The organism is Massilia sp. LC238 (assembly GCF_000735635.1).
In the GTDB taxonomy this organism is placed as follows: Bacteria; Pseudomonadota; Gammaproteobacteria; order Burkholderiales; family Burkholderiaceae_D; genus Telluria; species Telluria varians.
The window spans coordinates 66,898-79,757 of record NZ_JNNN01000051.1; the positions used below are offsets into that span (position 1 = coordinate 66,898).

General features: G+C 69.6%; 11 protein-coding genes. 3 read left to right on the forward strand and 8 right to left on the reverse strand.

The window, feature by feature from the left end; genetic code table 11:
• Positions 1–15: 15 nt before the first annotated feature.
• Positions 16–567, forward strand: coding sequence for a M23 family metallopeptidase (locus tag FG94_RS13900; protein WP_051996689.1), 552 nt, complete (start codon positions 16–18; stop codon positions 565–567).
• Here the strand turns inward: FG94_RS13900 and FG94_RS13905 are convergent.
• Together FG94_RS13905 and FG94_RS13910 are read right to left on the reverse strand one after the other, a co-directional pair.
• The gene (locus FG94_RS13905) at positions 564–3,086 is read right to left on the reverse strand and encodes a penicillin-binding protein 1A (protein WP_307188120.1); all 2,523 of its coding nucleotides are present in this window, start codon (positions 3,084–3,086) and stop codon (positions 564–566) included. The two genes, FG94_RS13900 and FG94_RS13905, sit on opposite strands and share 4 nt — an antisense overlap.
• A gap of 132 nt (positions 3,087–3,218) precedes the next feature.
• Positions 3,219–6,029, reverse strand: coding sequence for an EAL domain-containing protein (locus FG94_RS13910; protein ID WP_051996669.1), 2,811 nt, complete (start codon positions 6,027–6,029; stop codon positions 3,219–3,221).
• Between the two features lie 118 nt (positions 6,030–6,147).
• Here FG94_RS13910 and FG94_RS13915 point away from each other — a divergent pair, with 118 nt between their 5' ends.
• Positions 6,148–6,636, forward strand: a complete 489-nt coding sequence (locus tag FG94_RS13915; RefSeq protein ID WP_036212605.1) for a MarR family winged helix-turn-helix transcriptional regulator — start codon at positions 6,148–6,150, stop codon at positions 6,634–6,636.
• A 15-nt stretch (positions 6,637–6,651) separates the two neighbouring features.
• Here FG94_RS13915 and FG94_RS13920 read toward each other — a convergent pair whose 3' ends face one another.
• The 4 genes from FG94_RS13920 to FG94_RS13935 all read right to left on the reverse strand — a co-directional run bounded on the left by FG94_RS13920 (position 6,652) and on the right by FG94_RS13935 (position 10,935).
• Positions 6,652–7,863: a YbdK family carboxylate-amine ligase gene (locus FG94_RS13920; protein WP_036212608.1), complete on the reverse strand. Its 1,212-nt coding sequence runs from the start codon at positions 7,861–7,863 to the stop codon at positions 6,652–6,654.
• Positions 7,860–9,134 (reverse strand): cation:proton antiporter, encoded by a 1,275-nt coding sequence (locus tag FG94_RS13925; RefSeq protein WP_036212611.1) that lies wholly within the window; start codon positions 9,132–9,134, stop codon positions 7,860–7,862. Before FG94_RS13925 ends, FG94_RS13920 begins: the two co-directional genes overlap by 4 nt.
• Positions 9,127–10,221 carry a hypothetical protein gene (locus FG94_RS13930; protein ID WP_152570981.1) on the reverse strand — a complete coding sequence of 365 codons (1,095 nt, stop codon included), beginning with the start codon at positions 10,219–10,221 and terminating at the stop codon, positions 9,127–9,129. Before FG94_RS13930 ends, FG94_RS13925 begins: the two co-directional genes overlap by 8 nt.
• Positions 10,222–10,500: 279 nt before the next feature.
• The gene (locus tag FG94_RS13935) at positions 10,501–10,935 is read right to left on the reverse strand and encodes an acetyltransferase (protein WP_036212618.1); all 435 of its coding nucleotides are present in this window, start codon (positions 10,933–10,935) and stop codon (positions 10,501–10,503) included.
• Positions 10,936–11,018: 83 nt separating this feature from the next.
• On the opposite strand from FG94_RS13935, the gene FG94_RS13940 reads away from it, so the two are divergent.
• Positions 11,019–11,777: a ZIP family metal transporter gene (locus tag FG94_RS13940; protein WP_036212621.1), complete on the forward strand. Its 759-nt coding sequence runs from the start codon at positions 11,019–11,021 to the stop codon at positions 11,775–11,777.
• Here the strand turns inward: FG94_RS13940 and FG94_RS13945 are convergent.
• Together FG94_RS13945 and FG94_RS13950 are read right to left on the reverse strand one after the other, a co-directional pair.
• A complete protein-coding gene (locus FG94_RS13945; protein WP_036212624.1) occupies positions 11,774–12,457 on the reverse strand; it encodes an MOSC domain-containing protein in 684 nt (227 codons plus the stop codon). The genes FG94_RS13940 and FG94_RS13945 overlap by 4 nt on opposite strands.
• Positions 12,458–12,463: 6 nt before the next feature.
• Positions 12,464–12,856, reverse strand: coding sequence for a cytochrome c family protein (locus FG94_RS13950; RefSeq protein ID WP_051996671.1), 393 nt, complete (start codon positions 12,854–12,856; stop codon positions 12,464–12,466).
• Positions 12,857–12,860 lie beyond the last annotated feature (4 nt).

Consider the following 12,860-nt stretch of genomic DNA (forward strand, 5'->3'; position numbering starts at 1 on the left):
ATGGACCATGCCGCCATGCGAATTTTCCTGCGCAGCCTGCTACTTGCCGTACTCCTGATTGCCGCCTGGGGCCTGCTCGAGCCCTGGGTGCGCCATGCCGTGTATGCGATGCGGCTCGCGGCGATGCCGGTGCCGGGCGCCCTCGCCATGCCGGTCAGCGGCGTGCGCCCCAAGGCGCTGCGCGATACCTGGCATGCAAGCCGCAGCGAGGGCCGCAGGCACGAGGGCATCGACATCTTCGCCAAACGCGGCACGGCGGTGCGCGCCGCCACCGAAGGCATCGTGCTGCGGGTCGGGACCAACCGCCTCGGCGGCCAGGTGGTGTGGGTGCTGGGACCGGGCGGCCAGCGTCATTACTACGCCCACCTCGACCGTTTTTCGGACGTGGCGCCGGGCATGCGGGTCGAGGAAGGCCGGGTGCTGGGCTACGTCGGCAATACCGGCAACGCCCGCACCACGCCGCCCCACCTGCACTACGGGGTGTACGGCAAGGCCGGGCCGGTCAACCCGTATCCGCTCCTGCGCGGTGGCGCGCCGGAGCGGACGGCACAGGCCGACCAGCCTTAGATGATCTCTTCCTCGCCCGAGCTTGGCGGCGGGGGCGCCACGTCCGGCAACTGCATCGGCGGCGCCGTCTGCACCGGCGCCGGTTGGCTTGGTGCCGGCTGGATCGGCGCCTCGACCGGCTCGTCCTCATCCTCGATCGGCGCCGGGTCGGGCACCTCTCCGCCTTCCATCCCTTCCTCGATCTCGAGTTCGCCCGGACCTTCCTCGACGTATTCCGGCTCCTGGTACCGGCGCGGCGTCGGCGTGCGCCCGCCCGGCAGCAGTGCGTTCGGATCGATCTTGCCGCCGTCGACGGCGCTGCGCATGAAGTCGCCCACCAGCAGCAGCGCGTTGTGCCCGCCCTGCCCCCAGTAGCTGCTGCGCATCGTCACGCGGTTGTCGTTGAAGCCGACCCAGGCGCCCGCCACCAGGTTCGGGTGCATCAGGATGAACCAGCCGTCGGTATTGTTCTGGGTGGTGCCGGTCTTGCCGGCCAGGTCGCCGTTCACCCCGAAGCGGTAGCGCACGCCGCCGCCGGTGCCGCGGTCGACCACGCCGCGCAGCATGTCGATCAGGTTCAGCGCGGCATCCTGCGACAGGGCCCGTTCCGGGGCGTCCGGCGCGAAATCGGCAATGGTCTTGCCGTCGCGGTCGGTGATGCGGCGCACGAACACCGGCTTGCGGTATTCGCCCTGGGCGGCAATGGTGCTATAGGTGCTGACCATTTCGAGCAGGGTCACCGGGCTGGTGCCCAGTGCCAGCGACGGCACCGCCGCCAGCTTGCTCTGGCGGATGCCCATGCCCTGGGCCAGGCGCACGATCGGGTTGACCCCGACCTGCTGCATCACCTGCGCGGTGATGGTGTTCTTGGAATACACCAGGCCGTCGCGCATGCTCATCATGGCCCCGCTGTTGCCGGACATGTCGGTCGGGCGCCAGACCGTGCCGCCCACCTTGATGTCCTGCACCACGTCGCGGTAGGTCTGGTCGGGCGAAATGCCGCTCTCCAGGGCGGCGGCATAGACGATCGGCTTGAAGGTCGAGCCGGGCTGGCGCGCGGCCTGGGCCACATGGTCGAACTGGTCGCGCTCGAAGCTGCGGCTGCCGACCCAGGCGCGCACCTCGCCGGTGTGCGGGTCCATCGCCACGAAGCCGGCTTCCAGGCGCGACTTGCTCGTCTTGAGCTCGCGCATGAACTCGCGGTCGGCCTTCAGGCGCTTGAGCGCCGCGGCCGGCGCTTCGCCATCCTCCACGGCCTGGCGGTATTCGCCGCTTTCGCGCACGAAGGCGTCGAGTTCGCGCGGATGCGAACGCCAATACCAGGCGAAAGGATCGACCTCGCGCCGCATCGACGTGTACATGCCGGCCGAGGTCGAGCGCGGCATGCCCTGGTAGGCCCATTCGACGTCGGCGATCGCCTGCAGCGTATTGGCCTGGCGCTCGACCGCGCGCACCGCGGCCGCCTGCAGGTCCATGTCGAGGGTGGTATGCACCACCAGGCCGTCGAGCTGCAGGTCGTAGTCGTTTTCCTCGGCCCAGTCGAGCAGCCACTTGCGCACGAAGGCGGTGAAGTGATCGTCCTTGCCGCTGCGGTCGTTCAGGCGCGCGAAACGTACCCGCAGCGGGCGCTTGGCCAAGGCGCGGTAGCGCTCCTCGCTGAACGCGCCGTGCTTGGACATCTGCGCCAGCACCACGTTGCGGCGCGCCTTCGAGCGTTCCGGGTTGGCCACCGGGTTGTAGTAGTGGGTGCCCTTGAGCATGCCAACCAGGGTGGCGGCTTCCAGCACGTCCAGCTTGGCGGCCGACTTGCCGAAATAGGTGCGCGCCGCCATCTCGATGCCGTAGGCGTTGTACAGGAAGGGCACCGTGTTCAGGTAGGCCTCGAGGATCTCGGTCTTGCTGTAGGTGTTCTCGATCTTGATCGCGGTGATCAGTTCCTTCATCTTGCGGTTGATGCTGCGCGCCCGGCCGATCTCTTCCGGGAACATGTTGCGCGCCAGCTGCTGGGTAATGGTCGAGCCGCCCTGCGGGTCGCCCTTCACGGTGGCGACGAAAGCGCCGGCTACGCGCCGGAAATCCACGCCGTGGTGGTCATAGAAGCGGTGGTCCTCGGTCGAGATCAGGGCCTTGATCACGTGCGGCGAGATCTGCGACAGCTTGACGCGCTCCTGCAGGCCCTTCTCGAAGCTGCCGAGCTCCTTGCCGTCGCTCGACAGGATCACGCTCGGGCGCGCGGTGCTGGCCTGGCGCAGGTCGTCGATGCCGGGCGTGAGCGGAATCAGGATTACCAGGTAGAGGAAGAAGGCCATCAGGCCGGCGGCGAGGCTCCCCAGCCCGATCAGTACCGCCTGTTCCCAGCGCGGGCGGTCGCGCAGCCGCGCCTGCGCCATCGAGTACCCCGCTTGAGCGCGTCCGCGCGCGCCCTCGAACAGGCGCTTGCCGTGCTGGCCGAGCGCGGCGCGGCGCGAGGCGCCGGGGGCGCCGTTTCCAGTCTTGTCGTCCGAGCCGCCGCGGGTGCCGCTCTTTTCTTCCTGATCCACTATAGAAATCCTTGCTGCGATTGCCGGTGAAGCGCACATGCCTGTGCGCGTTGCGTATGCGACAAGTATAGCTGACCGGCGCGACAACCCCGGTCCGGGTCGCCAGCGATACGGGCAGCGCCTGAAATCGCGTCAAGCATGCACCGGAGTGGGCTCCACCCTGCCCTTGCGCAGCAGCGCTTCGACCGTCTGCACCGGCTCCGGGCGGCCGTAGATGTGGCCCTGCACCTCGTCGCAGCCGTAGGCGCGCAGGTTGTCGAGCTGTTCGATGGTCTCGACGCCTTCGGCGATGACCTGCATGCGCAAGCCGTGCGCCAGCGAAATGATGGCGTCGACCATGGCCGCGCCGTCCGGGCTGACCATGTCGCGCACAAACGAGCGGTCGATCTTGAGCACGTCGACCGGGAAGCGCTTCAGGTAGGCCAGGCTGGAATAGCCGGTGCCGAAATCGTCGATCAACAGCTTCACCCCCATCGCTTTCAGGCAGCGCATGGTATCGATCGCCGCTTCGACGTCGGCCATCATCATGCTCTCGGTAAGCTCGATCTCGAGCGAATCGGCTTTCAATCCGGTCTCGTCGAGCACCGTGCGTACGGTCTGCACCAGGTCGGGTTCGGAGAACTGGCGCGCCGACAGGTTGACGCCGATCCGGAGGTTGCCCAGGCCGGCGCGCTGCCAGTCGCGGTTCTGGCGGCAGGCGGCCCGTAGGACCCAGGCGCCGATCGGCACGATCAGGCCGGTTTCCTCGGCCAGCGCGATGAAGCGCTCCGGCCGCACGGTGCCGAAGTGCGGATGGCGCCAGCGGATCAGTGCTTCGGTGCCCACCACGCATCCGCTGCCGAGCTCCACCTGCGGCTGGAAGTAGAGCTCGAACTGGTCTTCGCGCAAGGCGCTGCGCAGCGCGCCTTCCAGGGCCAGCCGGTCAATTGCGTGCGCATTCATGTGCGGGGCGTAGAACTGCACCGCGTTGCGGCCGGTCTGCTTGGCGCGGTACATGGCGACCTCGGCGTGCTTGACCAGGGTTTCCGGATCGAGGCCGTCGACCGGATAGCCGGCCACTCCGGCGCTGGAGCCGAACACCAGGGTGTGGCCGTCGACGTCGAGCGGTTCGGCGAGCGCCTCGCGCACCGCCTGCAGCCGCGCCGCGGCCTGGCGCTCGTCGCGGCAATCGGTGAGCACCAGCATGAAATCGTCGCCGCCCGAGCGCGCGGCGGTGTCTGCCTGGCGGATCGCGCCGGCAATACGTGCGGCCAGGGCGCGCAGCGCCTCGTCGCCGAGGCGGCGCCCGAGCGTGTCGTTGACCAGCTTGAAGTGGTCGATGTCGAGCGCCACCGCCCACACCGGCGTGCCATTGGCGCTGGCGATGGCGCGCTCGATGCGGTCGGCCAGCAGCGCGCGGTTGGCCAGTCCGGTGAGCGTGTCGTAGCGGGCCCGGTGCGCCAGCTCGGCCTCGTAGCGCTTGGCCACCGTGACGTCGTAGGTGGTGACCACGAAATGCTCGGTCTTGCCGCGCGCGCCCTTGACCGGGGCGATATAGACTTCGCTGACCAGCTCGCGGCCGTCGCGCGTGGCCTGGCGCACCAGGGCGTGGCCCTTGCGGCACTCGTACAGGGCCTGGCGCAGCTCTTCCAGTCCGGGCTCGTCGGCGTCCTGGCGCGCCAGGCTGGCCAGCGGCTTGCCCACCAGCTCTCCCGGCCCGTAGCCGAGCGTGCGTTCGCAGGCCGGGTTGGCGTAGTCGATCGGGTAGCCGTGGCGGGTGGCGTTGATCAGGAGGATCGGGTTGGCCGCAGCTTCGATGGCGCGCTGGTGCAGGCGCAGCGCGCCGGTGGTCAGGGCCAGGTCGGCGGTACGGCGCTCGACCAGCGACTCGATGCGCCGGGTGCGGGCGCTGCGCTGCTGGACCAGGACCGCGGCGGCCACGCTCAACACGCAGCCGTAGCCAAGGATCGACAGCGAGCCCACCTGGCTGTCGAGGCCGCGCGCCAGGCGCACCGCCGTCAGTTCCCAGCGGGTCCCTGCGACCGTGAAACCCCGGGTGAGCGCACTTGGCCCGCCGCCGAGCCAGCGCTCCCAGGGCTCCTGCAGGGGCGGCGCGCCTGGGTGGCTGAACACGGCCACGCGCTCGCCGCGGGCAGTATGGCCATACACCTTGAGCGCGGCGTCGCTGTCGGACAACAGGCGCCCCGCGTACAGGCTGCCACCGACCAGCAGGCCGATATCGATCACGACCGCCGTGATTCCGAGGGCCGCCGTGCGCCGTGCCGCCACGCTTGCTAGCTCCGTGCCGGTGCGGTAAACCGGCATCGCCACCACCATGCCGCGCAGCGAACCGTCGCCCTGCACCAGGCGCAGCACCGGGCTGGCGGTGGCTTCACCGGAGTCGATCGCGCGCTCGATCGTGGCACGCTCGACGGGATGGGACAGGACGTCGTAGCCGAACACCCCGGCATTGCTGGCGATCGGGACCACGTAGTCGTTGACGAGGTAACGCTCGCGAGGCCGCGCAGGCAGCAGTTCACCGCGCGGACCGCGCTCGGTGATGGTGAAGCCGGGCCAGAAGCGGCGCCGCGCCGCTTCAAAAGCGGGACGCTCGGCGCGGCTGACGAAGCCCTGGTACTCGAGGGCTTTCAGGTAGCCGTCGCCGGCCGATAGCGGCTGGGCGAAGGCATCGAAGGCGTCGCGCGAAACCGCGCCGCCAGAGGCGGTGAACAGCAGGTTGAGCGCGCGCAGGTCGTGCACGGCATCGGCAAAGGCGCGCGTGACCGCGGCCGTGCGCACGGCGGTGCGCTGCTCGAAATCGGCGCGCGCATTCTCCGCCTCCAGCTCGCGTGCCACGCCGAACAGGGTTGCCGTCAGCGCGAGCCCGGCCAGGAGGGTCGCCACGGCAGCGCGCGACACGAGGCGCCGCCGCTGTGTCAGCGGATGGGCGAGCAGCCGATTCATGCCGCCTATGCTAGCAAATGCGGGCTGGGGCCGCGCCACGTTTCGGCCGGGCCACGTTGGCAGCGCAAAGGCAGCGACCGTCCGTGCCGGCGCACCGAATTTCCGCTATGATCGCCCCATGCCAGAGAATCCCGCCCCCCCAGTCGAGGACGAGCAGCCACAGCGCGTCCTGCGGCAGTTCCGTATCGTTTTCAACGCAGTCAAGAGCCATTTCCGCCAGGTCGAGCGCGAGGCCGGCCTTGGCGGCGCCCAACTGTGGGCGCTGTCGGTCATCGATCGCCATCCCGGCATCGGGGCCACCGGCCTGGCGCGCGAACTCGACATCCACCAATCGACCGCCAGCAACCTGGTGCGCGGGCTGGTCGAACGCGGCTTCGTCACCGGCAGCCGCGAAGGCGCCGACCGGCGCAACGTCGCGCTGCACCTGCAGGACGCCGGGCGCGAGGTGCTCAAACGTGCGCCCTTGCCCTTCGCCGGGGTGCTGCCCGATGCGCTGGCCAGCCTGGACGAGGCAACCCTGGAGCAGCTGGAGCAGAACCTCGCGCGCCTGATCGCCCGGCTGGACGTGGACGAGGCGGCTGGACGCACGCCCTTGTCCCAGCTCTGACCCGGCAGCTTTGACTCAGCTGTGGGCCGGCTGGCGCGCCTCGAAGATCTCGCTGGCCACCCGCGCCAGGTCGTTCATCCCGCCGCCGCCCGCCAGGTGGCGGCGCAACAGGCCGGCCTGTCCGCCATCCTTCATCAGGGCCTCGATCACCGCGCGCGCCTTGGCGAAATCGGGGTCTGTCGAGCGGCGTCCCAGGCGTTCAAGGTCGTCGCGGATGACTTCCGCCACCGGCAGCGAGACGGCGGTTTCCGGGTCGATCCAGCTGGCATCGACGCCGTCGCGGGCGGCGTTGAAGCGGTTCCAGGTGTACAGCTCGCGGCTGCCGTTGGACGGCCAGCGCCCCGGCTGGTCGGCGAATTCGAGGCAGAGTTCGCGCGCATAGCAGGCCAGCGCGGCCGCGTATTCCGGCCGCAGCGGGGTATCGAGCACGCGCAGCTCGATGGTGCCGTACTCCGGCTTGGGTCGCACGTCCCAGTAGAAATCCTTGATGCTGTTGACGATCCCGAAACCGGCCAGGCGCTCGAAATAATCGCGGAAGTCCTGCCAGCTGCGGAACTCGTGCGGCTGGATGCCGCTCATCGGGAAGGCGCCGACCACGTTGCTGCGCGAACTGCAGAAGCCCGACACCTCGCCCTGCCAGCACACCGAATTGGCCGACAGCGCAATGAACAGCGGCGCACGCTGGGTCAGCCAGGCGCACAGGCGCACCGCCTCGTCGGCCGTGCCGGCGCCGATGTGCACGTGCATGCCGAACACGGTAAACAGCTTGGCCAGGTAGCCGTACTTGCGCTCGGATTCGAAATAACGCTCCTTCGGGAAGATGCGCTGCTCGTTCCAGCGCTGGAACGGATGAGCGCCGCCGCCCGACACCGAGGCGCCGACCTCGAACGCGGCGCGCTGGACCGTGCTGCGGATATGCTCGAGCTGCTCGCTGGCCTCGCCGTAGGACTGCAGGATCGAGGTCGCCACTTCCAGCATCGAAGTCGTGATCTCCGGCGTGTGCACCCAGGGCTTGTCGTGCTGGTCGAGGATGCGCAGGATGTCGGGCGCGGCCGGGAACAGGTCATAGGTCAGGCGGTCGAGCACCATCAGCTCGAGCTCGATGCCCATCGTGCCCACGGTCGAGGACTTGAAGTCCGGCAGGAAGGCCGGGCCCTTGCCCGACACCGCCTGTGCCTGGGCCTGCGCCAGGCGCGCCGCTTCGTCATTGTTCAGGGGTGCGCTCATGCCTTCATCTCCTCCTTGTAGCCAACGCTGCGTTCCTCGTGGGGCGCGCCCTGGCGCGCTTCCTGCCGATACGTTTCACCCGCCATGCGCAGCCCGAGCCAGGTCAGGCCCGGCGCCAGCAGCACGTTCAGGGCCAGCAGCGCGCCCATCATCTCGCTGGAAGCGGGATCCAGGCCGGTATAGGCGTTGAGCGTGGTGTCGACCACCAGCCCGCCATAGCTGACCAGCGAGCACATCTGCAGGGCCATCGCGTGCTTCTTGTTGCGGTCCCAGGCCGTGGCCGGCGCCAGCGCGGCGCGGGTGGCCAGGATGCGCACCGCGAACACGGCCAGCGCGCCCAGCATCGTCCAGCCCTGGGCCAGCCCCTGCAGGTCCACCAGTGCCGCCGACATCAGGAACAGCAGCACGTAGCCGATGTCCTGGGCGGTCTTGAGCTGGGCCTGGAACACGTTGTCGCGCCGCTCGACGTTGCGCAGCAGCAGGCCCATCAAGAGCAGGGACAGCAGCGAACTGGCCGCCGACACCGAGCACAGGCCCAGGTCGATCAGCAGCGCGGCCAGCAGCATGCCGGGGCGCATGGTGGCCGGCACCTTGCACAGCCGCGTCGCGGCCGCGTACAGGCCGTAGGACAGCAAGGCGATCGCCGCGCCGAGCACCAGCTTGCCGCCCTGGCGCATCAGTTCCTCGCCGAAGCCGGCGCCTTGGCCGGTACCTGCATCGACGCCCTGGCTGCGCGTCCACGCCATGGTCAGCGCCAGCATCAGGAGCGCGACCAGGCTGCTCAGGCCGACCATGTTGGCGGTGGCGAAGGTGCTGGTGCCGCTGGCGTTCTCGTCGGCCGCCATCGAATTGACGATCACCGGGTTCACCGCGATCAGGATCGAGGCGATGAAGATCGATGCGCCCCACGGCAGCCCGAGCAGGCGCAGGGTCACGGCCACCGCCACGAAGCGCGCCAGCGTGGCCAGCAGCAGGCTGCCGCCCTGGCGGCCGCTCTTGAGCAGCCAGGCCAGGTCCATCTTGCGGCCGACCTCGAACAGCACCAGGGCCGAGGCGGCGTTGAGCAGTTCCTGGAATTGCGCCAGCAGCGGACGGTCGATCAGGTTGCCGCCGGTCGCGCCCAGCAGCAGCCCGGCGAGCACGGCCCCATACAGCTTGGGCACCTTGAAGCGCTGCAGCAGCATGCCGAGCACCAGTGCCAGCATCAGGCCGGCGCCCAGAACGGCCAGTGGCGACAACAGCCACAGGGGCGTCGAGAAATCTTCATTCATGGCGGGCCTCCCAGGCGTGGGCAAGCGTGCTCAATTCGCGCTCGAGCACGGCGGCGCGCGCCTTGGCCGCCTCTTGCAGGGCGGGTGCGGGGGCGGCCGGCAGCTCGCTCGAGATGCGCGCGCGCACGATGCCGCCGGCGTCGCGCAGCGGAATCCACAACTGGCCCGATACCGTCGTGTTCTCGCGCCAGACGGCGAGGAACTTGGCGCCGGTACGGTCGCCAGAGATGGAGGGTTCGATCAGGCTGAAATTGCGCAGCCACTCGGCCGCCGGGAAGCGCCGCGCCAGCAGTACCTGCATCGCGCTGCGCTGCTCCAGGCGGGCGTCGTCGCGCGAGTAAGGCAGGTGCATCTGGGCCTGGCCCAGGCTGGCCGTGCGCAGGTCCAGGCAGCTTGCCTCGCTGACCCAGCGCCAGGAATCGGCCGCCTGCAGGCGCGGCTTGCCGTTGGTGGCGTCCAGCCAGGCCGTCATCAAGGGCGTGCGTTGCGGCGCCGGATTGGCGGCGTCGATCGCGCGCACCGCCTCGGCGACCTTCTTCCAGTGGCCGGCCTGCCAGTTGCGGGTCGGAAGCCGGTCGGACGGACGCCAGCGCCACAGCACCGCCGACCACTGCCCGCCCTCGCCTTGCCAGACCATGCCGGCCTGCACCCTGCCGCCGGTCTGGACCAGCATCGACTGGCCGTTCCAGGCCGCGCTCCATGGGCGCAATACCGCACCGACCCCGGCGCCGAGGCGGTGCCAGGCAATCGCCGGCGCCGGCAGGCAGGTGTTGGGGCTGGCGGAGATGTCCTGCCAGTAGAGCATTTCGAGGTGCTGGCTCCAAGCGCAATGGCGCAGCGTCGGCGCGCCCAGGGTGGCCAGGCCGGGTTCCACGGGCGCCGTGCAGCTGCCGGCGCGGGTGCCGGTCAGCTGGGTGAAATCGGCAACCGGCGGCGGCGCGGACTTGCGCCCTGCCGCGGCGGCATCGGGAACATGGAATGCGCACAGCGCCAGCATGGCGGCCAGCATGGCTGCCGGAGGGCGGCGCTTGGACATGGGCGTGACGATCCGGGCTGCATGGGTCGTCGGGGAAAACGGTGCGTTCAAGTTTCCTCCGGTGGGGCGCACAGGGGAAGCTCCAGCTTCGGCCTGGCGGTGGGGCCGGCAGGCGCCGCGATCGCGCCAGCCGCGGCAGGATGGGCCGCGGCACCGAAAAAAGTCCCCCGGCACGATGCGGGGGACGAAAAGAAACGGACTCAACCGCCTCATCGCTGATCGGGTGCCGGGCCGTTGCTGGCTGGCACCACCCACCTATGATGGACTAAAAATAGTGCGAAGGCAACCCAATTTGTCCAAATGTATTTATATGCATGGGGCGCGAGCGGTTCATTCCTGACGCATGTGCAGCAGCGGATAAGGACGCCCGGCGTCATCCGTCGGCGAGCGTCCGGTCGCCGCGAATCCCATGTGACGGTAGAAACCGAGCGCCTGCAGGTTCTGCTCGTTGACGTCGACCGTGAGGCGCCCGGCGATGCTTTCGGCATGCGCCAGCAAGCGGCGCCCTGCTCCCTGGCCGCGGCTGGCCGGGTCGATGAACAAGGCGTCCACGTGAGCGCCGCTCAGTCCCAGGAAGCCGCAGGCGCGGCCCGCTGCGTCCAGCGCCACCCACACGCGGGTGGCCGGCAGGTAGTGTTCGGAGACCAGGGTGTCGATCTCGCGGAAGTCGGCATCGAGCAGGAAGTCATGGGTGGCGCGCACGCTGGCGCGCCAGATGTCCGCCAAGACGGCGGTGTCGGATGGGGTCGAGAGCCGGATGCGCATGGCGTTTTTCTTATAAAGAGCGCAATTGTGCCTCAAAGCAGGCTTACTGTGCGTAAAATCGCGGCAACAGGGCGGGAGGGCCTATGACGTTGCCAACATGGCTGCAGGCAGGATTATGGGGATTGCTGGCAGGCGGCGCATTGCTGGTGGGCGCCGCGCTCGGTTACCGGCTCGCGGTGCCGCAGCGCCTGATCGCCGCCGTCATGGCCTTCGGCAGCGGCGTCCTGATTTCTGCCCTCTCCTTCGAACTGATGGAGCACGCCTTCCACACCGGCGGCTTCCCCGCCACGGCGCTGGGCTTCCTGGGCGGCGCCGCGGTGTACACGCTGGCCAACTGGTGGCTGTCGCACCGCGGCGCGCGCCACCGCAAGCGCTCCGGTTGCCAGCCCCCGGCCAGCGAGAACGGAGGCAGCGGTACGGCGATCGCGGTCGGCGCCCTGCTCGACGGGATCCCGGAATCGATCGTCATCGGCCTGTCGATGCTGGGCGGGCGCGGTGTCAGCGTGGTCGCGGTGGCGGCCATCTTTTTGTCCAACATTCCGGAAGGCCTGTCGAGTGCCGCTGGAATGAAGCGCGCCGGGCGCTCCGCGCGCTTCATCTTCGGGATCTGGGGCGGGATCGCCATGGTCTCCGGCATCGCCGCCCTGCTCGGCTACGCGGTGTTCCGCCATTTTCCGCCGCAGGTGGTGGCGGCGACCACCGCGGTGGCGGCAGGCGCGATCCTGGCCATGCTGGTCGACACCATGATTCCCGAGGCCTTCGAGGAGACCCACGATTTCGCCGGCCTGATCACGGTGGCCGGCTTCCTGGCCGCGTTTTCCCTCAGCAAGCTGGGGGGCTAGACTTCAGCCTGCGCATGATAGTCGGCGCCATCCCAGCGCGGCAGGTGCGCCTCGGCGCGGGCCGGCACCGCCCTGGCCGCATATGCAGGCCCGAGCCGGGAGAGCAGGCGCGGAAAGGCCCGGCAATAGCTCGACTGGACGCCCGCCACATGGGCCAGGTCGGCATAGCCGATCACCTGTCCCGGCGGCACCGCCTCGATGACGCGGGCCACGCGCTCGCGCCAGTCTTCCGGCATCGCGGACAGGCGCTCTTCCAGCACGATGACCGGATCGCCAAGCTTGATCTCGCCGCCGGTGAGCACCCGTGCCAGGATGCCGCGTCTAGCGCCGATGGCGCGCGCAAGGCCAGGCGCGTGCCGGTCCAGGCTGCCGCAGGCTTCGCACTGGAAGCTCAGGCGCAGCCGTACTTGCGCGCCGATGCACAGTACCGTGCCGGAGGCCATGGCGGCGGTGTCGACGTCGAGCAGCAGATTCTCGCGCAAGGTATGCGGGGGCAGCCCGAGCGACCGGTAGGCGGGCGCGCCGGCGAGCAGCACCTGCCTGGGCGAGCGTGCATCGGCGTGCATGTCGCCGGCGAGGCCGCAGCGGGTCACGGCCAGGACACGCTCCATGCTTGCCGGCGCCGTCGTGCCGGGCGCGCGCACGGCGATCGCGCGCACCGTCCCAAGCTCCCGGCCCATCTCAGCCTACCGGGCGCCGGCGGGCGCCGCCGGATGCGCGCGCAGGTAGGCCAGCAGCTCGGCAATCTGGCGCTCGCTGCGCAAGCCCCAGAAGCGCATCTTGTTGCCTGGGACGACCTCGTCCGGGTCGCGCAGGAAGGCGGCCAGGTTCTTTTCGTTCCAGACAAAGCCGGCCTTCTTGAGCGCGGGCGAATAGTCGAAATCGGCGGCGGAGCCGGCGCGTCGGCCGAGGATGCCGTTGAGTTGCGGACCGAAATTGCTGCGCGCGCCGGGCCCGACCTGGTGGCAGTTGGCGCAGCGCTGGAAGGCGGCCTTCCCGGCAGCGACAGGATCGGCGGCCTGCAGCGCCGGAGCGGCAAGCGACAGGGCCAGGCAGGCCGGCAGCAGACGCGATTTCATGGCT

Excerpts from the sequence above, each read along its gene's own strand:
- FG94_RS13945 (WP_036212624.1), bottom strand. The coding sequence starts at position 12,457 with ATGGGCCGGGAGCTTGGGACGGTGCGCGCGATCGCCGTGCGCGCGCCC.
- FG94_RS13910 (WP_051996669.1), bottom strand. The coding sequence starts at position 6,029 with ATGAATCGGCTGCTCGCCCATCCGCTGACACAGCGGCGGCGCCTCGTG.
- FG94_RS13915 (WP_036212605.1), top strand. The coding sequence starts at position 6,148 with ATGCCAGAGAATCCCGCCCCCCCAGTCGAGGACGAGCAGCCACAGCGC.
- FG94_RS13900 (WP_051996689.1), top strand. The coding sequence starts at position 16 with ATGCGAATTTTCCTGCGCAGCCTGCTACTTGCCGTACTCCTGATTGCC.
- FG94_RS13925 (WP_036212611.1), bottom strand. The coding sequence starts at position 9,134 with ATGAATGAAGATTTCTCGACGCCCCTGTGGCTGTTGTCGCCACTGGCC.
- FG94_RS13950 (WP_051996671.1), bottom strand. The coding sequence starts at position 12,856 with ATGAAATCGCGTCTGCTGCCGGCCTGCCTGGCCCTGTCGCTTGCCGCT.
- FG94_RS13940 (WP_036212621.1), top strand. The coding sequence starts at position 11,019 with ATGACGTTGCCAACATGGCTGCAGGCAGGATTATGGGGATTGCTGGCA.
- FG94_RS13920 (WP_036212608.1), bottom strand. The coding sequence starts at position 7,863 with ATGAGCGCACCCCTGAACAATGACGAAGCGGCGCGCCTGGCGCAGGCC.
- FG94_RS13935 (WP_036212618.1), bottom strand. The coding sequence starts at position 10,935 with ATGCGCATCCGGCTCTCGACCCCATCCGACACCGCCGTCTTGGCGGAC.